Origin of the sequence: Dysgonomonas mossii, from assembly GCF_004569505.1 — a bacterium.
Lineage (GTDB): Bacteria > Bacteroidota > Bacteroidia > Bacteroidales > Dysgonomonadaceae > Dysgonomonas.
The window spans coordinates 213689-236879 of record NZ_SPPK01000002.1 but is presented as its reverse complement, the minus strand read 5'-3'; the positions used below and the strand labels follow the sequence as shown (position 1 = coordinate 236879).

Sequence of the window (23191 nt, the reverse complement as noted above, 5' to 3'; positions counted from 1 at the left end):
ACCAATTATTAATTAATAATCAATGGGAAAAAATAAGCTTGCCAAATTTGCCAACATGGAAGAATACCCGCACGTATTCCAATATCCGTTTGCCGTTTTGCAGGAAAAAGGATTTGAGATGAAAGGAAAGTGGAACTCGCTTTTCTTCAAAAACGACAACCCGATAGTCCTCGAACTGGGCTGCGGCAAAGGCGAATATACCGTAGGGCTTGCAAAGCTGTATCCAAATAAGAATTTCATAGGAGTAGATATAAAAGGCGCACGCATGTGGACAGGGGCAAAGCAGTCTCTCGAAGCCGGTATGCAGAATGTCGCATTCTTGCGCACGCACATCGAACTGATAACGCACTTCTTTGCAGCGGGCGAAGTATCGGAAATATGGATCACCTTCCCCGACCCACAAATGAGCAAGGTAAACAAGCGGATGACCTCTACCCGCTTTATGAAGCTGTACCGTGAGATTTTGTCCGACAAGGGTATTGTACACCTCAAAACAGACAGCAACTTTATGTACACCTACACCAGCGAGATGGTGAAAGTAAACGCTTTGCCTGTACTGTTCGAAACGGATGATCTGTATCACTCTCAGCTTGTGGACGATATACTTAAAATACAAACCTACTATGAACAACAATGGCTGGCAAGGGGTTTAAATATCAAGTATATAAAATTTGAATGTCAACATCGCGACCACTGGATAGAACCCGACATAGAGATCGAAAAAGACGACTATCGCAGCTTTGGGCGAAGTAATATATTAAATCAATCAACTAAAAATGGCTAATATATATCCTAAATTAATTATCGACGCACTGCGCAATGTGCGTTATCCCGGTACAGGGAAGGATATCGTAGAAATGGGATTTGTGTCTGACGATATCCACATCGACGGAATGAAAGTAAGCTTTTCTCTACTTTTCGAAAAAGCGAACGACCCGTTTATCAAATCGATAGTGAAAGCTGCCGAAACAGCTATCCTGACTTACGTCGACCCCAATGTCGACATAAAAGGAAATATTGAAGTAAAAACCCAACAGGTAGAAGCACCCAAACCGGTGAAAGCTCTGCCTCAGGTAAAAAATATAATTGCCATATCGTCCGGGAAAGGCGGTGTAGGCAAAAGCACCGTATCGGTAAATCTGGCGGTTGCCCTTGCCAAGAAAGGCTACAAGGTGGGCTTGCTCGATGCCGATATCTTCGGGCCTTCGTTACCCAAAATGTTTGACGAAGAAGAAGCTCGCCCGTTTCTTGAACCGATTGACGGAAAAGAATACATTGTTCCGATAGAAAAGTATGGTGTAAAAATGCTTTCGATAGGTTTCTTTGTCAACAGAGACGACGCCGTGGTATGGCGTGGAGCAATGGCAGGAAATGCATTGAAGCAACTGATAAACGACGGCAACTGGGGCGAACTCGATTATTTCCTTATCGACTTCCCGCCCGGAACAAGCGACATTCACCTCACACTGGTGCAAACGCTTGCAATAACCGGGGCGGTAGTGGTCAGCACCCCTCAGCAGGTAGCGCTTGCCGACGCCCGCAAGGGAATCAATATGTTTACCAACGAAAAGGTAGATGTGCCTATCCTCGGGCTGGTAGAGAACATGGCATGGTTTACTCCTGCCGAACTGCCTGAAAACAAGTATTTCATCTTCGGCAAAGAAGGTGCAAAAAATCTGGCAGAAGAAATGAATGTACCATTACTAGGACAAATACCTATCGTACAAAGCATTTGCGAAGGTGGCGACAAGGGTGTGCCTGTAGCATTGAACGAAAATACGATCACGGGAATGGCGTTTGCGCATCTTGCCGACAACTTTATCAGCTCGGTAGAGAAACGTAATGCAGAAAAAGCTCCTACTCAAAAAGTAGAGATACATAATAGATAAAAAAAGAAATATTTATTTATTTTCAAATAAAGCCTTACATTTAGAGCTATGTAAGGCTTTAATTATTTATTATCATGAGAAAACTCTTATACCTTATCTGTTTTTGCGGACTATTTTTTTCCGCCTGCACCTCTTCTAAGCAAGAAGCTACTCTGGTAGGCAAAATTGACAATCCAATCTCCGATATTGTTGCCATTTCATACTGGACTCTCGAGAATGACAAATGGAGGCATATCGAGGATACCTGTTCTATTATTGACGGAAAGTTTTCATTCGATTTGCATATAAATGATTTGACTAAAGCCGATCTTATATTTAATACATTTCATGCCATATCTATATACATAGAACCCAAACAGATGGAATTATCCCTATCTGCCAAAAACTTATTCGACTATAAGCTGACAGGAACCGATTCGGAAAAAGAATACCAACCTTTGAAACAGCAAATAGCTAGTTTGGAAGACAGCCTCAGAGTTTTAGTCTATGACAAGATTGAACCATTGGTGCGACAGCTTGAGAAGAACCCAAATGAAGAGAATTTCAAAGCATTTCAAGAAGAGAGAGAGAAACTAGATCCAATCAGACTGCTTCTCAATAATAAATTAGAGAAGATAAATATAGAATATATAAAAAATCATCCCAATTCATTTATAGCGGCGGGACAACTGCTTTACATTATAAAGCGAGCCGAAGTCTATGATTCTCCTACGGACAGTGCAAAACTATTGTATAATGAACTCTCTGCCAAGGTAAAAAAATCGCAACTTGGACTCCTCGCCCTGAAACAGATACAAGATATTGATGATGAAAAAGCTCTGAAAGAAACAACAAATATTGGGCAAAAAGCCGTAGACTTTTCTACTTATAGTCTTATTAGTGGGGATACGGTAAGATTGTCCGATTATAGAGGAAAATCTTATGTGCTACTCGATTTTTGGGGTAGCTGGTGCAGGCCTTGCCTGCAAGGTATTCCGTTTCTGAAAGAGATACACAAAAAATACAATAAAAAAGGCCTTACCATCATTGGTATAGCATCAGAATCAAAAAAAGAGCCCTATCTAGATGCAGTAGAAAAGCATAATTTGAAAGACTGGCCTCAAATATTAGATGTACAAAATATCGAAGAATCAGCAAAAGGGAATACAAATAAAGAAGATGTAAAAAACAAATATTATATTGACTCTTTTCCAACCTATTTACTTATCGACCAGAATGGAATAATAATAGGAAAATGGAAAGGAACGAGTGAGGAAAATGATAAGGAGATAAGTGCGATGCTGGAAAAACTCTTACTAAAAAAATAAACGTAAACTATAAAAAGTCTATCTTCTTTGTCTTCCCGAGCGAAGCGAAGAATCTCAATGATTATCGCTACACTCAGGAGGACTAGAAATATTATTACCCCAACGGTTTTATCAGCGACCAGTGGTTATGGATTATTTTCCACTCAGCCTTGTCGTTCAATTGATACACTTCGGTACAATTCCATCGGTAAAGCTCTTCGCCGGAATAAGAAATCAGATTATATGTCAGTACAGCCGTTTGCGGATATACTTGCACCACAGGGTCTATCATTTCGTAGCGCTCTACCTGAAAATTATTTCTCATACTCTCATACAACTCTTTTATTCTCTCAAAGCCGTCAAGCCTTTTTTCTTGATACGGATCAAAATAAGTAAAGTCAGGGGAGTAAATACCCAGATAACCGTCAGGGTTTCCTTTGTTCCACAACTCCAAAGCTGCAACTTCCATTTCGATAATCTTGTTCTTGATGATTTCTTTATCCATGTTTTTTATTATTAGATTATGTATTCTTTATCATTTCGCATCTCTGTCATTCTGAGTGTAAGAAAGACTCCCGACTCATTTTAATAAAAGAGATATTTATTAGACAAAAATAGAGATCGTTTACCTATTTATCAGGATATAAACTACGGAGAAAATAGCACTTTTCAACGTTTTTCACTATTGCGATATTGCAGCGGTGTGGAGTTGGTATATTTTCTAAAAAAGCGAATAAAATAAGAAGAAGTCTCAAAATTAAGATGCTCGGCTATTTCAGATACAGACAAACTGGAATAGGCAAGCTTCTTTTTTGCTTCCGCAAGTATCTTATTCTGAATATAAAGCTTTGCATTTACACCCATCGCCTTTTTCACGATTGCATTCAGATAATTGGGTGTTATACACAGCTTGTCGGCATAATACGCTGTGTCGTGAAACTCCCTAAAATCTTTATCTACCGCTTCTACAAAAGAGTCGACATGCCTGCTCGGCGTTACTTGCATTTCGCTTTCACCTTCATTTTGCTTTTTATATTCACGGTCGAGGAGCATGAGTATTTCATAAAGCAATGCCCTTAATATATGTTTGTCTTTCGACTGATAATCTTGTATTTCGGCTGTTATATTGCCAACAAGATATACTATCCGTTCCTTTATAGCAGCAATATTTATCTTATGAATCTTTCTTTGTGTTCCGAAATACGAAAGGCTTTGCAGAAAGAGTGGGTCGTTGAAAAAAGAAAGTAGAAATTCACCTTCAAAGATTAGCGCATAGCCATCCGGCGTATTTTCGCTTTTTATCCATGCACGCACATCTCCGGGCTTTGAGAAAACGACATCGCCACTATCCAACGTGTATTTGCTATTGTTGAGACCAAACGCCACATTATCACTCTCTATAAAAGTAATGTCATAATAAGATAATGTGTGTACAGGATCTTTTTGTATATACTTCTGTATATCTGCAAGCCTGACAACATCGATAAGGAGTTCTTCTCCGTATTTTGTTTTATGAAAATTATATGCCGGTATTGATTTCATTCGTTTTAACAATATACAAATCTACAAAAAATCGTTACAGATGATACGAAGCAAAAGCAAAATTCATTTCTGCCTGAAATTAAAATAGACTTTTAGAAAATGTAACTTTTTTCTTTTATAGAAAATCTTTAACTTCGAAGCTAATATCATCAAATAAATATCTGATATACATGAACATTAAATTGCTGCAAACCGACATCGTATGGCAGAAGCCTGAAGCCAACAGAGATCATGTCGAGAATTTGATAGATTCGTTATCAGATTCTACAGACCTTGTCGTTTTACCCGAAATGTTCACCACCGGTTTTTGCACATCACCCAAAGGTGCTGCCGAAAAGGCTGACACAGACACACTGCTGTGGATGCAATCCATTGCCCTACGCCGAAATATGGCTTTGGCTGGAAGTGTAGCCACCGAGGAGAATGGAAAATACTATAACCGCTTATATTTCGTCAAACCCGACGGAAGCTATGTGACATACAACAAACGCCATCTGTTTACCTTTGCGGGAGAGCATAAAGAATACACCGCCGGAGAAGAAAGAGTCGTTGTAGAATACCTCGGTTTCCGCATTCTGTTGCAGATATGTTATGATGTACGCTTTCCTGTTTATTCGCGCAACAGGGGGGACTATGACATTATAATATATGTAGCCAACTGGCCTACCGTACGTTTGGATGCATGGAATACCCTAGTGCGGGCTCGTGCCATAGAAAACGTTTGTTATGTAGCAGCCGTAAACCGCACAGGAAGCGACCCTTTTGTAAAATACAGCGGAGGAACAGCCCTTTATGACTTTATGGGAAAAACCATCGCCGAAGCCGGAACAGAAGAAGGTATTGTAAGCGGAACAATCGATATGCAGGATTTAATCAGGTTTAGAAGTAAATTTCCTGCGTTACAAGACGCAGATCAATTTAAACTAATATAAGATTTTGTCAAGCGGAGGGACGAAGCATCTCATCCCTTTATTGCAAAAAATTCTTATTTCTTACAACTGCAATTTGTTAAATCGAAACAATCTCAAGCAATAATAATTTTTGAAGGTATCCATCACCTCATCAAGGTAATTAGCTTATTACTAAGCAAAATATGTTGTTTAACATATAAAAAACACCATAAGACAAGCATAAAAACGAGCTAAATGTTAATTTAACTCCTGCATTGTTATTTTTACTTAAAACGTTTTTTTAACGGTAAGAAAATCAACAAAAAATAGATAGTAAAAGGATTAAATTTTGTAAATTCAAAACAATTTTTAGTTCGGAGCGGAAACTGATAAACAAACATATTTTCAGTTGGTATTTTAGGGAGAGAGTATGTTTGTTATTGTCTATCTAAATACAATTTTTTATCATGAAAAAACTAAAAAATGTTGGTCTACTGATTGGTCTGCTTCTTGGTGTTAACCTATCTACGTTTGCAAGCGAAGCCGACCTGGCGATTCCTGATCTCCATGAGGGCACCTTCCACATCTTTGGAACTGCGATTACTTCATGGGATTTTTTATTTTATGGTGCACTGATCATTGCTGGAACATTATGTTTCAGTCTTCTCTTGTTCCGTCAGGTCAAGAGATTACCTGCTCACGACTCTATGCTCAAAGTTGCTGCTACTATTTACGCCACTTGCCGGACATATCTGATCCAGCAAGGTAAATTCCTTCTGATGTTGTTTGCATTGATTGCCCTTGTGCTATGCATCTACTTCTTCGGATTGATCGGGCAGTCTTTCGGAGTTGTTATCCAAGTCTTGTTATTCTCCGTTGTGGGTATGGCAGGGTCTTATACTGTAGCATGGTTTGGTATTCGTGTAAATACCTATGCCAATGCACGCACCGCATTTGCTTCGTTAAAAGGACGTCCGTTGGATGTCGTTAATATACCGTTGAAGGCCGGCATGAGCGTCGGTCTGTTCCTCATCTCTCTTGAGCTGGTACTTATGGTTATTATTCTTCTTTTTGTGCCTCGCGAAATAGTAGGTATCTGCTTCTTGGGGTTTGCTATTGGCGAATCGCTTGCAGCAAGTGCCTTGCGTATTGCCGGAGGTATCTTTACTAAGATTGCCGACATCGGTTCCGACTTGATGAAGGTTGTTTTCAAGGTGAAAGAAGACGATCCTCGTAATCCGGGTGTGATAGCCGACTGTACGGGCGACAATGCCGGTGACAGTGTAGGCCCAACAGCCGACGGATTCGAAACATACGGTGTAACAGGGGTTGCTCTGATTGCATTTATCACATTAGCCGTAGAAGATCCGCATATTCAGGCTAAACTGATAGTATGGATATTCGGAATGCGTTTCTTGATGGACTTTTTGTCAGGCTGTGCATTCTTTATCAATCAAGCTATATCGAAAAGACTATACGGAAATAAAAAGGAATTTGACTTCGAATCTCCTTTGATGCGCCTCATCATTATCGCTGCTGTTCTTTGTATCTCGGCGAGCTTCTTTATGAGCCACCTATTGCTAGGCGATATGGTAGAAATCACAGGCAACCCGGCAAATGGCAGCCTTTGGTGGAAATTGGCAATTATTATCAGCTGCGGTACACTTGCTGCGGTATTGATTCCTGAGTTTACGAAATTCTTTACCAGTTCCAAATCGAAACATGTAAAAGAAATTGTAACCGCTTCTCGCGAAGGAGGCCCGTCGCTGAATATTCTATCGGGTATTGTAGCCGGTTATTTCGGAGCATTCTGGACAGGATTGCTCATCGCAGCTCTGATGACAGGTGCATTCTTTACCGCACAGATGGGATTGGACGCCATATTAGGCCCTCACGCCTCTATCTTTGCATTCGGGTTGGTTGCATTCGGTTTCTTATGTATGGGCCCTGTAACCATTGCCGTAGACAGCTATGGCCCTGTAACAGACAATGCCCAATCGGTATTCGAATTGTCGCAAATAGAAAGCATTCCGAATATATCTGAGGAGATAAAGAATGAATATGGTTTTACGCCTAATTTCGAAAACGGAAAACATTTTCTCGAAGCAAATGACTCGGCAGGTAACACCTTTAAGGCTACAGCCAAACCGGTATTGATCGGAACAGCCGTAGTAGGTGCTACAACGATGATATTCTCCATTATTCTACTACTCGAAAAAGTAGGACTATTAAAACTGTCCCTAACCGATGCGCCGGTACTTCTCGGGCTGATCTGTGGTGGAGCTGTTATCTTCTGGTTTAGCGGTGCTTCTATGCAAGCCGTTACCACAGGAGCTTACCGTGCTGTAGAGTTCATCAAACGCACATTCGACATCACAAAAAAAGAAGCCGATATAAAGGACTCTATCGCCGTGGTGAAGATTTGTACCCAATATGCACAAAAAGGGATGTGGAACATATTTATCGCCCTTATTTCGCTTACATTGGCATTTGCATTCCTCGACCCTAACTTCTTTGTGGCTTACCTTGTGTCTATCGCCGTATTCGGATTGTTCCAAGCCATCTACATGGCTAATGCGGGAGGAAGCTGGGACAATGCTAAGAAAGTAGTAGAAGTAGACCTGAAAGAAAAGAATACCCCTCTGCACGAAGCGGCAGTAATAGGAGACACAGTGGGCGACCCATTTAAAGATACCTCGTCCGTATCACTAAATCCTATCATCAAATTCTCTACTCTATTTGGTCTGTTGGCAACAGAAATCTGTATAGAAATGCGCTCCAACCCTGATAGCGATTATTCTATATTTATCGCTATACCATTCTTAATTCTGGGCTTGGTATTTGTTTGGCGTTCATTCTATCGGATGAGGATTCCGATAAAGACTGCATAACAGTTTGATGTAAAATATTGAAGTTTGTATATAATAAATAGGGATAATCGGTAAAGATTATCCCTATTGTTTGTTTAGGCGATTAGTCTATCGGCAGTTCTGTGGATATGGCAATCCTGTTCCAGCCATTGATAACCACCGCAGCCATTATTACCTCAGCGAGTTTAGATACTCCCAATACATTTTCTGCTTGTTGATATGTTTCAGCAGAAACACCGCCTTTGCTGATAAGGGTAACCTCTTCTGTCAGGCGAAGTATTGCCTTTTCGCTTTCAGAATACAAGTTGCCTGCCTCATGCCATGCGTTCAGCAAATAGATGCGTTGTTCGGTTTCTCCGATTTTACGAGCATCACGGGTATGCATGTTCAGGCAAAAGGCACAACCATTAATTTGGGAAGCTCTTATTTTAATCAACTCCTTTTCGATAGGAGTCAGAGATGTTTGTTGTAAAGCATTTTCCAGAGACATCATTGCTTTGTATAACTCGGGTGCAGCTTTGTACATATTCAATCTTTTATTTTCCATTTTAGATATCTTTTTTGAATTAGTAATACAAAATTAGCCATTCCGATAGACTAGAATCTTAAACTGGTTTAAGAAAGATATCTTTCTCTATCCATCGACAGAAAAAGAGATTAAAAAAACATAATCTTATGAAAAAGAAACTATTTCAGAGGGGTTCTCAATCTCACAGATTGTAAAAAACGGCTTTTTTTCGTATATTACTAGCGTGATTAAAAAATAAATATATTATGGCATTAAAAGAAAAGATAAAAAAACTGGCAACTGTAACAGCAGGGCCTTGTGTTAGTATCTCTCTTAATACACACAGAACACGCCCTGCCAGCGATAAAGATAAAATATTGTTGAAAAACCTGCTTTCGCAAGCAGAAAAGCAAATAGTTGCCGAATATGGAAAAAGAACAGTAGCTCCCCTTCTGGAGAAGATAGCGACTGTAGAAAATAGAGTGAACGAGAACAATAATCTTGATAGCCTTCATGTATTCTTATCGAACGATACGGAGGAAATCATCAGAACGTCGTGGACTGTACCCGAAGATAGGCTAAACATTCGCAGCACGTTCAATCTGCGCCCGTTGATAAAAGCGTACAACCGCAGCAAAGAGTACCTGATACTTGTATTATCGCAAGGAGGGGTACAGCTATATAAAGCATTAGGAGACGGAATTGAAGAAGAAGTAAAGAGCGATGGATTTCCGTTTGAAGGATCGCCTTATTACATACCCAACAGGGCAGAGAGAAGCAATGCTAAACGTGTAGACGACCTCATCCGTGAGTTCTTCAATCAGGTTGATAAAGCAGTGGTGAAAGTGAATCAGGAAACCGAGCTGGAGTGTGTCGTTGTTTCTACCGAAGACAATTTCAGCAAACTGATGCAGGTAGCTGATAAGCCCGACATCTATATAGGATACACATCGATAGACTACAACAACTCGAAGCCGCACGATGTAGTCAAACCCGGCTGGGAGATAATGAAGCAGTATATGCATGAACACAGGTCGGAAGCCATTGTAGAAATGAAAGAAGCAATATCGAAGCATAAAGTTCTTACCGATTTGCAGGAAATCTACCGGGCTGCAATAGATGGAAATGGCGAGATGTTGATCGTATACGACAAGTTTTCGCAACCCGTGAGGATGATAGATGAGCGGAACTTCGAACTCGTAAAAGAGGCGAATCAGCCGGACGTAATCGATGATATTGTGAGCGATATAGCATGGCAAGTGGTATCGAAAGGCGGAAAAGTATTTTTCACCATGCAAGACGAAATAAAGGAATTGGACAAGATAGCCCTCAAAACAAGATATTAAGTTATGTAAAAGTGGCGTCTTCGGTATAAAAAAATAAGCGGATATCATTCATTTGATATCCGCTTATTCATACACATAGACTGCTTGCTTATAGTATATATTAGCTCATAGAGCAGTTAATCGGTTTCAATTGTTTGAAGAAGTCGTTACCCTTGTCGTCTACCAAGATGAATGCAGGGAAATCTTCTACTTCTATTTTCCATATTGCTTCCATTCCCAATTCAGGATATTCGAGGCACTCAAGGCTCTTTATGCTATTCTGAGCAAGTATTGCAGCCGGACCGCCGATACTTCCCAGGTAGAATCCGCCGTGCTTGTGACAAGCGTCTGTTACCTGCTGGCTACGGTTACCTTTAGCAATCATTATCATGCTGCCGCCATTAGCTTGGAATGCGTCTACATACGAGTCCATACGCCCCGCTGTAGTTGGTCCCATCGAACCGCTTGCATATCCTTTAGGCGTTTTTGCAGGCCCTGCATAGTAGATCGGATGATCTTTAATGTATTGAGGAAGCCCTTCGCCCTTATCTATACGCTCCTGAAGTTTAGCATGGGCAATATCACGTCCTACGATGATTGTACCTGTGAGTGACAAACGTGTAGAAACAGGATATTTAGACAGCTCTTCAAGTATTTCTTTCATCGGACGGTTGAGGTCTATTTTCACACCTCCTGCTTCGCCGGCATTACGCAATTCTTCTGGAATAAGCCTTGTTGGATTATCTTCCATTTTTTCGAGCCATATACCGTCTTTGTTGATCTTTCCTTTTATATTTCTGTCGGCCGAACAAGAAACACCCATACCCACAGGGCAAGATGCACCGTGACGAGGCAAACGAACCACACGGATATCGTGAGCAAAGAATTTACCACCAAATTGCGCTCCAAGCCCAAGCTCCTGAGCAGCCTTCAATAGTTTGGCTTCCATTTCCAAATCACGGAACGCACGTCCGCCCTCGTTACCCGAAGTAGGAAGACCATCATAATATTTAGTAGAAGCCAGCTTAACGGTTTTCAGATTGGTTTCGGCTGATGTACCGCCAATAACAAATGCGATATGGTAAGGAGGACATGCTGCTGTACCCAACGATTTCATTTTTTCGATCAAGAACGGCTCTAGTTTCTCAGGCGTAAGCAATGCTTTTGTTTCCTGATAGAGATATGTTTTGTTTGCAGAACCACCACCCTTAGCTACAAAAAGGAATTTATATTCATTTCCGTTTACGGCATACAGGTCTATTTGTGCAGGCAGGTTCGTTCCTGTATTCACCTCATTGTACATATCCAGAGGCGCATTTTGCGAATAGCGCAGGTTGTCTTCGGTAAATGTATTGTACACACCCTTCGACAAGGCTTCCTCGTCGTTGCCGCCTGTCCATACATTTTGTCCTTTCTTACCCATAATGATGGCTGTTCCTGTATCCTGACAGAAAGGGAGCACCCCTTTTGCCGAAATCTCGGAGTTGCGCAGGAATGTAAGCGCCACAAATTTATCATTGTCGCTGGCATCGGGATCAGACAATATCTTTGCCACTTGCTCTTGATGCTCGGGGCGTAATAAGAATTCTACATCGTGAAAAGCATGTTGTGCGAGTAAAGTAAGAGCTTCAGGTTGTACTTTCAATATCTCTTGTCCTTCAAAATTAGCTGTAGAAACATGATCTTTCGAGAGTAAATAATACTCTGTGGTATCCTTCTCTAATGGAAACGTCTCTTGGTACTTAAATGATGGTGTTGCCATGATTAATATTTTAATAGTTGATTTATTTTACGCAAAAGTACGAAAATAAAGGCAGTGTTTCAAGCATAAGAAGTTTATAAAAAATTAAAAAGCCACCTTATTTATACTAAAAAATGTAAGACCCATTATCATTCACGAAAAATCTTGTATATTTGCGCATTATATACTTAAGTAAAAGAATATTGACGTATATATAAATTTCAAAAGCGAACACAAACAAATGAATTTAAGCAAATATATCATACTCGTTTTGATAGCATCACTCCTTCCTTTTTTAGCTTATGCCCAGAAAAAAGGAAACAAATATATAGTGACTACAAAAGACACAACGCTGATCGTTAGCAACAGAGGCGAAAAAGATCCCCAGAACAAATTTTTGTTTAATAAAATGGGAGCGGATGCAGATTCCGTTTCAGCTATCCTAAAGTCAGACTATAACTCGCTGGAAGGTGCACTTATGGATATCGACAGGCTGATAGGACAAATAGAAAAAGACCAAATTCTATTGAAAACGGGCAACACAAGCTTAGCTTATCGCCTATCGAGAGCAAATATAGATAGCCGCGACAAAGAAAAGAGAGCACGCATAATAGCGGATAGCATCCAGCAGGAGATGCTGAAAAAATCTGCCGACGAGTTGGCTCAGGAATATGTTAAGTATGGCAACAAACCTTTATACTTTATCAATGGTACAAGAGTGCAGTCCGAAGTTGTAGATCGACTATCACCTAACGATGTAATTAAGCGTGATTTTATAATACAAAATGCAGCATCGGGCAATCCGAATGGCGAAGTATGGATTACCGTTACCGACAAGGCAATCAATAAGCTTAATCTGTGGGCAACCGAAAAGAGCTCCGACAATTACGTGTATCCGTCACCGATAACGCCAACGATGGATACGAAAACAACAGACAGAAAAGAGGAAAAAGCACCTAAACGTTCTGTAAGAAGAATAAAGACAGACAGGGCAGAGCAATATAACGACAATCAACAGACTGTAACATCCCCTGTATATCAATCCGAACCGACAACGACAGAGCAAAAAACGAACAATCCTGCTCAGCAACCGACACAAGCTGAAGCAGATAAGAATATTAAAACAAAAAAAGATAACACCTCAGTACTTAGTGGCGACCGCCGGACTATCGTAAGAGCCAGAACGGTGAACAACGAAGAGGTGAAAGTAAACGAGCCTGAAGGCAATACAGAAAACCAATCGAATTAGAAGGTCTGATCTAAGACACTGGAAATAACAACAGGAAAGTGCGTATACTCAAGTGTATGCACTTTTTTTGCGACATCTTCATAGGTATCGCTTTTCAGCACAGGGCATTTTGCCTGAAAAATAATAGCCCCCTCATCGTAATTTTCATTCACATAATGTATAGTGATGCCCGACTCTGCCTCTCCGGCTTCTACCACAGCCTTATGAACATTGTCGCCATACATACCTTTACCGCCGAATTTGGGTAAAAGCGCGGGGTGGATATTCACTATCTTACCGGGATATGCTTCTAATATATTGTCGGGGACTTTGAGCAAGAAACCTGCGAGAACAATAAAGTCTATTTTATTCTCTTTCAGGCAATCGAGCACAGTATCAGATGTTTCGAACTCGTTTTTGGAGAAGGTAACCGATTTTATTCCCAGCTTCTTTGCACGCTCGTGCACATAAGCATCTTTCTTATTTGATATTATAAGCGGAATGGAAACAGTATTACTCTCTGCGAAGTAGTTTGCTATGTTCTCGGCATTAGACCCTGAACCTGAGGCAAAAATAGCGATTTTAATCATGAGTGTTTTTTAGCGATTATGCACACAAGTAAAAAATATGTGCAATTTTAACTATTTTATCCATAAAATATTTGTAACATATAGATAAAAAACTGTTACTTTGCATCGACAAAATTAAAAATAAAAAATTTATTATTAATCAAAACTAAAAATTATGTCAGAAGTAGCATCAAAAGTGAAAGCAATCATTGTTGATAAGTTAGGTGTTGAAGAGTCTGAAGTTACTGATACTGCTAGCTTTACAAATGACTTGGGAGCAGATTCACTTGACACAGTAGAATTAATCATGGAATTTGAAAAAGAATTCGGTATTTCTATTCCAGATGATCAGACTGAAAAAATCGCTACAGTGGGAGATGCTATCTCTTACATTGAAGCAAATGCAAAATAATCTTTTTTCCAATAGTCATTTATGGAATTTAAAAGAGTAGTAGTAACAGGTCTAGGCTCGGTAACTCCGTTAGGCAACGATGTCCCAACTACTTGGGAGAATGCTTTGAAAGGAATGAGTGGGGCTGGACCTATTACTCATTTTGATGCGTCAAAATTTAAAACACAGTTTGCTTGCGAAGTTAAAGATTTCGATCCGTCTGGATTGATGGATAGAAAAGAAATCCGCAAGTGTGACAGATATACATTACTGGCTATCGGTTCGTCCGAAGAAGCCATAAAAGATTCAAAACTTGATTTTGAAAATGAAAACTGTGACAGAATCGGTGTTATATTTTCGGCAGGTATAGGTGGTATCAAGACTTTCGAAGAAGAAGTTGCATACTACTATACACACGAAGATATGGGACCTAAGTTCAACCCGTTCTTTATCCCTAAGATGATTTCGGATATTGCAGCCGGATTGATTTCTATACGTCACGGTCTTCGTGGACCTAACTTTGGAACTGTTTCTGCCTGTGCTTCATCTACACATAGTTCTATCATCGCATTCGACCAAATCCGTTTGGGCAAGGCAGATGTAATGGTAGTCGGAGGAGCAGAAGCAGCAATCACTCCAGCGGGTGTTGGTGGTTTTAATGCAATGACAGCTTTGTCTACACGTAACGATTCTCCTCAAACAGCATCTCGTCCGTTCAGCAAGAGCCGCGACGGGTTTGTAATAGGAGAAGGTTCGGCATGTCTTATTTTCGAAGAATTGGAGCATGCACTTGCACGTGGAGCAAAAATATATGCTGAAGTTGTAGGAGGCGGAATGTCTGCCGACGCTTATCACCTCACAGCGTCACATCCCGAAGGACTGGGAGCGAAACTAGTAATGAAAAATGCGCTTGAAGATGCCCACATGAACCCAAGTGAGCTTGATTACGTAAACGTACATGGAACATCAACTCCGGTTGGCGACCCATCAGAAATCAAAGCAATCAAAGAGGTATTTGGTGAGCATGCTTATAACCTGAATATCAGTTCTACAAAATCCATGACAGGTCACCTTTTAGGTGCTGCGGGAGCATTGGAAGCAATCTTCTGCGTACTGTCGGTACAGAATGATATAATTCCGCCAACAATCAATTTCACCGAAGGAGACGAAGATACTGAAATTGATTATAAGCTGAACCTAACATTTAATAAGGCTGAGAAAAGGACTGTAAACGCAGCACTCTCAAACACATTCGGTTTTGGAGGACATAATGCTTGTATAATAGTAAAGAAGTTCAAGAAATAAGTCGCGTGCTTAGAAAGATATATCGTGGAATAAGGCTTCTTCCTAAAAGAGGGAAGGAGCCTTATGTTTCTTTTTACAAAATATTTGGTTTCTATCCGTACAACATAACGCTCTATGAGCAAGCTCTTTTGCACAAATCGTCTTCTATAAAGTTGAAAGACGGCAAATGGATCAACAACGAGCGACTCGAGTTTTTGGGCGATGCCATCCTCGATGCTATTGTTGCCGATATTGTATTCAAGGAGTTTGAATACAAGAAGGAGGGATTCCTTACCAATATGCGTTCGAAGATCGTCCAACGTGAAACTTTAAACAAATTAGCACTCGAACTGGGTATCGACAAGCTGATAAAAACATCTGCCCGCAACACAACACCCAATACCCACATGTATGGCAATGCACTGGAGGCATTGATAGGTGCTATCTATTTAGATCAGGGATATAGGGTGTCAAAGAAGTTTGTTCTCGAACGCCTCATCAAAGAACACCTGAATATAGATACAGTAGCCGAGCAGGAGGCAAACTATAAGTCGCGACTGATAGAATGGAGCCAAAAGCAAAAAATATCGGTCAGCTTCGATCTCGTCGACAGCTTTGTAGACGAAAACAACACCCCTATTTTCAAAACTGCCGTTGTGATACTCGGCGAGCAAGCCGGACTGGGTACAGGCTACTCGAAGAAAGAATCGCAACAAAAGGCAGCAAAAGAAGCTTTCAACAAGCTTCAACGTGACAACAATTTCCGCAACCACATACTGCAACTGTACGAGAAACAACAGCAATTGCAAAACGAAGTATATGTGAATATGCAAGACAAAGCGGAAACGAAAGTGGAGACGGAAGCCAAAACCGAATCCGAAGCGGTTTCGGAAAAGTAACTCTATATTTCATCCTTCATTTTAGCAATATTCATCGAACAAATCGTCTTGTTTGTCGAACTTGCTTGTATTTTCTTCGTAAAGATTATAATATTATTGTCTTAATTCACATAAGACCAATAATATGAATTCTAGAAAAATCTTTATTTTATTTTTTACAACATGTTGCATGCTTCTAATAGCGTGTAGTAACGACAATGATCCTGTTAATGACGATGATGATGAAGAAATCGTTATTGATGAAGACTTCGCCACCAACACAAAGGATACAACCTTTGTGGATGCCGTAACTATTGCCTATACCGACAACATTGTAACGATTACAAACCCTTACGAAAATGAAGGGGTAAGCATAACCCAATCGAACGGAAATGTGGTGGTAACATCTACAAATACAACCACAGAAATCAACTATGTACTTTCGGGAACGATAAAGAGTGGTTCTTTCAAAATTTATAGCGATTACAAGTTCGGGTTGGGACTCAATGGAGTCAGTATAATAAGCACAGACGGCCCTGCACTGAACGTACAATCAGGCAAAAAAGTAACCGTAATGTTAGTGGGAGGAACGTCTAACCGACTGGTAGACAGCAGCACTTACACAGCCTACAACGACGAAGACATGAAAGGGGCTTTCTTCAGCGAAGGACAACTCAATTTTCAGGGAAATGGAAACCTACTTGTTATAGGAAGATACAAGCACGCAATCAGCAGTGACGACTACATTCGCATAAAAGGAGGCAACATCACCATATCGGGTGCAGTAAGTGACGGTATTCATGCCAAAGATTATTTCAGAATGGATGGAGGTACGCTCAACATCAAAGCCTCGAGCGATGGTATAGACTGCGACGAAGGTTACATCAAAATTTATGATGGAAATATCACTATAAAAAGCGATGACGATGCCATTGTAGCTTCTTACGAAGACACAGATACATCGATAGACTCGTCTATAGCCATCAGTGGAGGCTCTATAAATATCACTACCACAGGTCAAAAAGCGGCAGGTATAAAAAGTGACATCGGCTCAATCGGCGTTACAGGGGGCACAATCAACATCAATACTTCGGGGCTTGCGGCAAAAGCTTTCAATGCCGGAGGCAATATGACCATCGGAGGCGGTGAGCTTACACTGGCAACAACAGGCAGTGCGTATTACGATACCGACGACAAAGATATATCATCTGCGGCGGGCATAAAATGCGATGGCGCCCTCACAATAGATAAAGGTGTAATAAATATAACAGCCTCCGGCGCAGGAGGAAAAGGCATCAGTGTAGATGGAGACCTCATCATCAACGATGGAACTATAAATGTATCTACTACCGGAGATCTATTCAAATACGGCTCGGACGATACGGCAGCCAAAGCCATAAAAAGCGACGGCAATGTTACCGTAAACGGTGGTACTATAATCATCAAAACAACCAAAGAAGAAGCCGAGGGATTGGAAAGCAAGAAAATTCTGACAATCAACAATGGTACAATCGAAATTGAAGCCTACGACGATTGTATCAATGCCTCCAATCACATAGCCATCAACGGAGGAAACATATATTGTTACAGCACTTCAAATGATGGTATAGACTCGAACGGAACAATGACTATAACTGGTGGCACCATCATATCCTCGGGGACAACTGCACCGGAAGAAGGCTTCGACTGCGACAACAATACGTTCAAAATCACAGGTGGTATTCTTGTTGGTACGGGTGGAGCAACCAGTACTCCTACGTCAGGTGTAAGTACTCAGCGATCTGTTATTTACGGAACAACGGGGACTTCGGGCGATCTGATACATATAGAGGCGTCCGATGGTACGGGAATATTAACTTACAAAGTACCTAGAACATACAACCAAATGACATTATTATTCAGCTCTCCCGATATGAAGTCGGATGTAACGTATACGGTTTACAAAGGGGGCAGTGTGTCAGGCGGCAGCAATTTCCACGGACTGTATTCATCGGCAACATATTCAAAAGGAACGACAGCTATAACTTTCACACCAAGTTCGATGGTTACCAGCATCGGAACCTCAACAGGAGGGAACGGAGGTCGTCCGTGATTTTACTATTGGATAAATAATCGTAAAGGCCGCTTTGTGAAAAGCAGCCTTTATTTTTTTTATAAGTGAAACGATCGCTCCACTCTATAAGATCATTCTTCTCAGAAAAATATTACTTGTATATTTCGTTTTTCCCTGCCAGCAATGTATTTCTCATCAGGGAAATAATTGTCATAGGCCCTACCCCACCCGGTACAGGTGTGATAAACGATGCTTTGGCGGCTACCTCATCGAAAGCAACATCCCCTTTGAGCTTAAATCCTGATTTAGTTTCAGCAGAAGGCACACGGGTAGTACCTACATCGATCACTACAACGCCATCTTTCACCATGTCTCCTTTCAGAAACTCGGGAACGCCCAATGCAGCAATAATAATATCGGCACTTTGGCAAACTTCTTTTATATTTGGTGTGCGGCTATGGCATACGGTTACTGTGGCATCGCCCGGATAGCCTTTTTGCATCATCAGGTTTGCAACCGGTTTTCCTACAATATTGCTACGACCGAGCACTACGCAGTGTTTACCCTGAGTAGGAATATCGTATCGTTTCAGCAATTCGAGTATCCCCGCCGGTGTTGCCGACACAAAGCAGGGCAAACCAATAGACATACGCCCCACATTGATCGGATGAAATCCGTCTACATCTTTGCGGTAGTCAATCGCTTCTATTACTTTCTGTTCCGATATATGTTTTGGCAATGGTAATTGAACGATAAACCCGTCAACGTCCGCATCTTTGTTCAGCTTATCTACACAAGCCAAAAGTTCTTCTTCGCTTACGTTATCCTCGAAACGTATAAGAGACGACTTAAAGCCTACCTCTTCGCATGTACGAACTTTGCTGGCAACATAAGTTTCGCTTCCGCCGTCGTGCCCCACCAATACTGCTGCCAGATGAGGGGTTTTACCTCCTGCGGCTTTTATTTTTGTGACCTCTTCGGCTATTTCTTTTTTCATTTGAGCCGATATGGCTTTACCATCGATTAATTGCATATAAATTGCTTTAGATAAGAATTATTAAGTTGTAAAATTTACAGCCATATTTATCTATATGTAGTGGCTGGGCTTGTCCCTGCCCGACCAATAGTAGGTAACCACAAGAGTTACCCCTACAAGATACGTCAATAATTATTACTGACTACTTAGATGCCACAAAGATATAAAAATAGGAGCAAATAGCTGTTAATTGACAGAAACTTCATACTACCAAAAAGTTAATATAAATACGCCTTAAAGGCACTCTATTGAAAAATTACTTCATAAAAGATTAACAAAAAAAGGTATCCCTTTTCCTTTTTGTCGTATATTTGCTTCATGAAAAGAAATAAAAAACTATTAGCACAGATTTAACGTTAGTAGTATATACAGCAGTAGAAACTAAATGATGTTCATATGAAATTTACCTCTACACATATCAGTTTATTATTTATATTTTCCATTTTATTTTTTTCATGCGAAAACAAAAAAACGGATACAGTAAACAATATAGTGTACGATTCTATTAGTGTGTCAAAGATTTACCATTTGGATAACGACTCCACTAAGCCTTCGTGTTCTATAAAAATAAATTATATCTTCCCTGCAAAATATGAAGACAGTATTATGCTCGCCAAGATACAAAAAGAGTTTAACTATGCTCTGTTTGAAGACGAGTCTTCGGAATCACTCTCGCCGGCAAATGCGGTAGACAAATATGTAACCAATTACATTGCGAACTACAAGGAGGCGGCACAAGTGCAGTTCCCCGACTGGGAAAGCTCGGAAGATAGTGAAGATTATTTTTCGTTCTATAAAACGCTAAACTCTCAAGTGATATTCGATAGAGGAGGTATCATATCGTACCAAACATCATCGATGGACTTTAAAGGTGGTGCTAATTCGTCTACATTCTACAAAAATGTGAATATAGACCTGAAGACAGGAAGTGTAATTACAGAGAAAGACATATTTATCCCCGAATATAAAAAGCTGCTCAACACAATGCTTACCGATAAGATCGTGGCACAGAATAATGTGAAAACAGCCGAAGACCTTCTTGAATTCGGATATTGGGGAATAGAAGACATAGCAGCCAACAATAATTTTTCGATCGACGATAAAGGAATAACTTACCTATTCAATCAGGGCGAATACTCAGCACCATCGCTGGGCACGATAAAAGTTCCGTTTACATACAGTGAGTTGTACCCGATATTAAAAGATAATTCTCCAATTTCTAGCTTCTCAGGAAAATAATGGATATAATTCTTAAATACTTCCCTAATATTACAGAAAAGCAAAAACAACAATTTGCTGCTCTATACGATCTGTATGCGGATTGGAATTCTAAAATAAATGTAATTTCACGCAAAGACATCGAAAATTTGTATACTCACCATGTACTTCACTCGTTGGGAATAGCAAAACTGATTCAGTTCAAAGACGGCTCGAAAATTATGGATGTAGGTACAGGAGGTGGCTTTCCGGGAGTACCGCTCGCCATATTGTTTCCTAAGTGTAACTTCCTGTTGGTAGACAGCATTGGGAAGAAGATTAGGGTTGCCACAGAAGTTTCGAACGCCATCGGATTAGAAAACATTCAGTTTCGCCATTGTCGTGCCGAAGAGGTAAAAGAACAATTCGACTTTGTGGTAAGCCGTGCAGTAATGCCTCTACCCGATTTGGTGAAAATCATACGGAAAAACGTATCGAAAGAACAGCAAAATGCTCTGCCAAACGGACTGATATGTCTCAAAGGAGGAAACTTGGAAGGGGAACTAAAACCATTTAAGAAAACAGCCGAGGCTGACGACTTGTCGATGTACTTCGAAGAAGAGTACTTTAAGACAAAGAAGATCGTTTATGTGCTGATCTGAGATAAGAAAATACTTCTTATTACTAACCTTAAATTTATCGGTGATGAAAAATCTACTCGTTGTTTTTCTATGCCTCTTTTTTGTCGGATGCCAATTCAATCAGACTACAACAAGAAGTATTGACTCTGCTCCGGGAAATGAAGTGGAAATAGGCAGAAAAGCTTTACGCTTTGCGGAATCAGATCAGATTGATAGTTTATTAACCCTGTTTGACAAGAGTGCGAATGTGAGTGAAAAAGCGATTAAGCCCTTTATAAAAATATGGAAACCCACATTCAACCAGTATATTTTCCCAGACAAATCGAATATCAGAGTATCAAAGACCGTAAGTAAAAGTATCGGAGGCACACAAGAGTTTATCGCCGTAATATATCCATATACAGACGGAACAAATTCACCTACCAAAGATTTTGTAATTACATTCCTAAATGAGAAAATAGTAAAGATGGAATTGCAAGAGACCCGTGCAATTAAAATATTTTAAGCGTTTTCTGCAATATTTACACGAATGATCGTTGCCTGTCATACCGACAAAGGAAACATCTTTTCCCTATAAGAAAAAAGTATATTTTTCTTCACTTTTATATTGTAGTGTAAAATTTTTATCTACCTTTGTACTGTAATAAATATAATTACAGAATGAACGATCGCAGATTTGTCATATCAATGCATATATTAGTATTACTCTCCAAGTTTCCGGACGAGCTGCTCTCTTCCGATTTTTTAGCGGGGAGTATGAATATCAATCCTGTATTGGTAAGGAAAGAGCTATCAAACCTTCGCAAGCATAATATTGTTATAAGTAAGGAGGGTAAAAACGGAGGGTGTATGCTTGCCAGACCTGCCAACGAAATATTCATCTCGGACGTATATAAGATTGTAAGCACACATTCCATTCTGGGCAACGAACTGGCATCGCCCAACCCGAAGTGCCCTGTTGGCAAACAAATAAATGAGCATTTGTACGACCTGAATAAAGAAGCTGAAGATATAATGATAAGCCGATTGGCTAACCAAACGTTAGCTGATTTCAGTAATAGATTTGAATAAAAAAATTTAAACATAACTGTAACACGGAAACATACAGTATAAAAGAAATTAATTAATCAATAAAAAAGAAAGTCATGAAGAAAATAGCATTAATAGGAGCCACAGGCTTCGTAGGTTCACACTTGTTGACAGAGTTAGTAAACAGAGGTTATGAAGTAACAGCATTTGCACGCTCTACAGATAAAATTCCGGTAAAAAACGGAAATCCCAAGACCGTTGCGTTGGATGTTACAAATACGAAAGCATTGGTAGAAGCACTTAAAGGCAACGATCTTGTGCTAAGCGCATTTAATCCCGGATGGACTAACCCGAATATATACGACGATTTCATTAAAGGATCGGAAGCAATACAGAAAGCTGTAAAAGAAGCGGGTGTAAAACGTTATATCACAATCGGAGGAGCAGGCAGCCTCTACATAGACGGCAAACAACTTGTGGACAGTGAAGGTTTTCCCGAAGAAATAAAACCTGGAGCTACCGCAGCAAGAGACTATCTGAATATCCTGAAAAAAGAGACTGAACTGGATTGGACAATGTTTTCGCCTGCCATCAATATGCACCAAGGCATCAAAACAGGACGAACAGGCAAGTATAGATTGGGTACAGACGAACCTGTGTTCGACAAAGACGGAGAATCTATCCTGTCTGTTGAGGATCTGTCTGTAGCTATTGTTGACGAAATAGAGAACCATAAATTTCCCCGCCAACGCTTTACCGCAGGATATTAATCCTATATAATTTCATTATCCTGAGCGTACTGAGGACTCTCTCGCTAAAGAGACATTCCTTTTC

Annotated in this window: 22 protein-coding genes; 16 read left to right on the top strand and 6 right to left on the bottom strand. The window is 40.3% G+C overall.

Annotated features, from left to right (window positions below; genetic code table 11):
* Nucleotides 1-22: 22 nt before the first annotated feature.
* The 3 genes from trmB to E4T88_RS06285 all read left to right on the top strand — a co-directional run bounded on the left by trmB (nucleotide 23) and on the right by E4T88_RS06285 (nucleotide 3196).
* Nucleotides 23-784: a tRNA (guanosine(46)-N7)-methyltransferase TrmB gene (gene trmB, locus E4T88_RS06295; protein ID WP_135104629.1), complete on the top strand. Its 762-nt coding sequence runs from the start codon at nucleotides 23-25 to the stop codon at nucleotides 782-784.
* Nucleotides 777-1889: an Mrp/NBP35 family ATP-binding protein gene (locus E4T88_RS06290; RefSeq protein WP_135104628.1), complete on the top strand. Its 1113-nt coding sequence runs from the start codon at nucleotides 777-779 to the stop codon at nucleotides 1887-1889. The genes trmB and E4T88_RS06290 overlap by 8 nt, the downstream gene beginning before the upstream one ends.
* 74 nt (nucleotides 1890-1963) lie before the next feature.
* Nucleotides 1964-3196, top strand: coding sequence for a TlpA disulfide reductase family protein (locus E4T88_RS06285; RefSeq protein WP_135104627.1), 1233 nt, complete (start codon nucleotides 1964-1966; stop codon nucleotides 3194-3196).
* 94 nt (nucleotides 3197-3290) lie between these two features.
* Here the strand turns inward: E4T88_RS06285 and E4T88_RS06280 are convergent, their stop codons facing one another.
* Together E4T88_RS06280 and E4T88_RS06275 are read right to left on the bottom strand one after the other, a co-directional pair.
* On the bottom strand, nucleotides 3291-3680 hold the full coding sequence (locus E4T88_RS06280; protein ID WP_135104626.1) for a YybH family protein: 390 nt from the start codon (nucleotides 3678-3680) through the stop codon (nucleotides 3291-3293).
* A gap of 164 nt (nucleotides 3681-3844) precedes the next feature.
* On the bottom strand, nucleotides 3845-4717 hold the full coding sequence (locus E4T88_RS06275; protein ID WP_135104625.1) for an AraC family transcriptional regulator: 873 nt from the start codon (nucleotides 4715-4717) through the stop codon (nucleotides 3845-3847).
* A gap of 170 nt (nucleotides 4718-4887) precedes the next feature.
* Here E4T88_RS06275 and E4T88_RS06270 point away from each other — a divergent pair, with 170 nt between their 5' ends.
* Entirely contained in the window at nucleotides 4888-5649 is a 762-nt protein-coding gene (locus tag E4T88_RS06270) for an amidohydrolase (protein ID WP_135104624.1), read from the top strand.
* A 425-nt stretch (nucleotides 5650-6074) separates the two neighbouring features.
* Nucleotides 6075-8498, top strand: coding sequence for a sodium-translocating pyrophosphatase (locus tag E4T88_RS06265; RefSeq protein ID WP_135104623.1), 2424 nt, complete (start codon nucleotides 6075-6077; stop codon nucleotides 8496-8498).
* An 82-nt stretch (nucleotides 8499-8580) separates the two neighbouring features.
* Here E4T88_RS06265 and E4T88_RS06260 read toward each other — a convergent pair whose 3' ends face one another.
* Nucleotides 8581-9024 (bottom strand): carboxymuconolactone decarboxylase family protein, encoded by a 444-nt coding sequence (locus E4T88_RS06260; RefSeq protein WP_135104622.1) that lies wholly within the window; start codon nucleotides 9022-9024, stop codon nucleotides 8581-8583.
* A gap of 227 nt (nucleotides 9025-9251) precedes the next feature.
* Between E4T88_RS06260 and E4T88_RS06255 the strand changes: the two genes are divergently transcribed.
* Entirely contained in the window at nucleotides 9252-10331 is a 1080-nt protein-coding gene (locus E4T88_RS06255; RefSeq protein ID WP_135104621.1) for a baeRF3 domain-containing protein, read from the top strand.
* Nucleotides 10332-10431: 100 nt separating this feature from the next.
* Here the strand turns inward: E4T88_RS06255 and E4T88_RS06250 are convergent, their stop codons facing one another.
* On the bottom strand, nucleotides 10432-12072 hold the full coding sequence (locus E4T88_RS06250) for a fumarate hydratase (RefSeq protein ID WP_135104620.1): 1641 nt from the start codon (nucleotides 12070-12072) through the stop codon (nucleotides 10432-10434).
* A 220-nt stretch (nucleotides 12073-12292) separates the two neighbouring features.
* On the opposite strand from E4T88_RS06250, the gene E4T88_RS06245 reads away from it, so the two are divergent.
* Nucleotides 12293-13300 (top strand): hypothetical protein, encoded by a 1008-nt coding sequence (locus tag E4T88_RS06245; protein ID WP_135104619.1) that lies wholly within the window; start codon nucleotides 12293-12295, stop codon nucleotides 13298-13300.
* On the opposite strand, the gene purN is transcribed toward E4T88_RS06245, so the two are convergent.
* The gene (gene purN / locus E4T88_RS06240) at nucleotides 13297-13869 is read right to left on the bottom strand and encodes a phosphoribosylglycinamide formyltransferase (protein ID WP_135104618.1); all 573 of its coding nucleotides are present in this window, start codon (nucleotides 13867-13869) and stop codon (nucleotides 13297-13299) included. The genes E4T88_RS06245 and purN overlap by 4 nt on opposite strands.
* 154 nt (nucleotides 13870-14023) lie before the next feature.
* Here purN and E4T88_RS06235 point away from each other — a divergent pair, with 154 nt between their 5' ends.
* The 4 genes from E4T88_RS06235 to E4T88_RS06220 all read left to right on the top strand — a co-directional run bounded on the left by E4T88_RS06235 (nucleotide 14024) and on the right by E4T88_RS06220 (nucleotide 18493).
* On the top strand, nucleotides 14024-14260 hold the full coding sequence (locus E4T88_RS06235) for an acyl carrier protein (protein ID WP_135104617.1): 237 nt from the start codon (nucleotides 14024-14026) through the stop codon (nucleotides 14258-14260).
* A 21-nt stretch (nucleotides 14261-14281) separates the two neighbouring features.
* On the top strand, nucleotides 14282-15544 hold the full coding sequence (gene fabF / locus E4T88_RS06230) for a beta-ketoacyl-ACP synthase II (protein ID WP_135104616.1): 1263 nt from the start codon (nucleotides 14282-14284) through the stop codon (nucleotides 15542-15544).
* Between the two features lie 5 nt (nucleotides 15545-15549).
* Nucleotides 15550-16422: a ribonuclease III gene (gene rnc / locus E4T88_RS06225; protein WP_135104615.1), complete on the top strand. Its 873-nt coding sequence runs from the start codon at nucleotides 15550-15552 to the stop codon at nucleotides 16420-16422.
* A 169-nt stretch (nucleotides 16423-16591) separates the two neighbouring features.
* Nucleotides 16592-18493, top strand: a complete 1902-nt coding sequence (locus E4T88_RS06220; RefSeq protein WP_135104614.1) for a carbohydrate-binding domain-containing protein — start codon at nucleotides 16592-16594, stop codon at nucleotides 18491-18493.
* A gap of 112 nt (nucleotides 18494-18605) precedes the next feature.
* Here E4T88_RS06220 and folD read toward each other — a convergent pair whose 3' ends face one another.
* Nucleotides 18606-19487 (bottom strand): bifunctional methylenetetrahydrofolate dehydrogenase/methenyltetrahydrofolate cyclohydrolase FolD, encoded by an 882-nt coding sequence (gene folD, locus E4T88_RS06215; RefSeq protein ID WP_135104613.1) that lies wholly within the window; start codon nucleotides 19485-19487, stop codon nucleotides 18606-18608.
* A gap of 513 nt (nucleotides 19488-20000) precedes the next feature.
* Between folD and E4T88_RS06210 the strand changes: the two genes are divergently transcribed.
* From E4T88_RS06210 to E4T88_RS06190, 5 genes are all read left to right on the top strand, one after another.
* Nucleotides 20001-20729 (top strand): RsiV family protein, encoded by a 729-nt coding sequence (locus E4T88_RS06210; RefSeq protein ID WP_260393674.1) that lies wholly within the window; start codon nucleotides 20001-20003, stop codon nucleotides 20727-20729.
* Nucleotides 20729-21349, top strand: a complete 621-nt coding sequence (gene rsmG, locus E4T88_RS06205; protein ID WP_135104611.1) for a 16S rRNA (guanine(527)-N(7))-methyltransferase RsmG — start codon at nucleotides 20729-20731, stop codon at nucleotides 21347-21349. The genes E4T88_RS06210 and rsmG overlap by 1 nt, the downstream gene beginning before the upstream one ends.
* Nucleotides 21350-21392: 43 nt before the next feature.
* Nucleotides 21393-21833, top strand: a complete 441-nt coding sequence (locus tag E4T88_RS06200; protein ID WP_135104610.1) for a hypothetical protein — start codon at nucleotides 21393-21395, stop codon at nucleotides 21831-21833.
* Nucleotides 21834-21988: 155 nt separating this feature from the next.
* Nucleotides 21989-22399 (top strand): RrF2 family transcriptional regulator, encoded by a 411-nt coding sequence (locus E4T88_RS06195; protein WP_135104609.1) that lies wholly within the window; start codon nucleotides 21989-21991, stop codon nucleotides 22397-22399.
* A gap of 74 nt (nucleotides 22400-22473) precedes the next feature.
* Nucleotides 22474-23127, top strand: a complete 654-nt coding sequence (locus tag E4T88_RS06190; protein WP_135104608.1) for an NAD(P)-dependent oxidoreductase — start codon at nucleotides 22474-22476, stop codon at nucleotides 23125-23127.
* Nucleotides 23128-23191 lie beyond the last annotated feature (64 nt).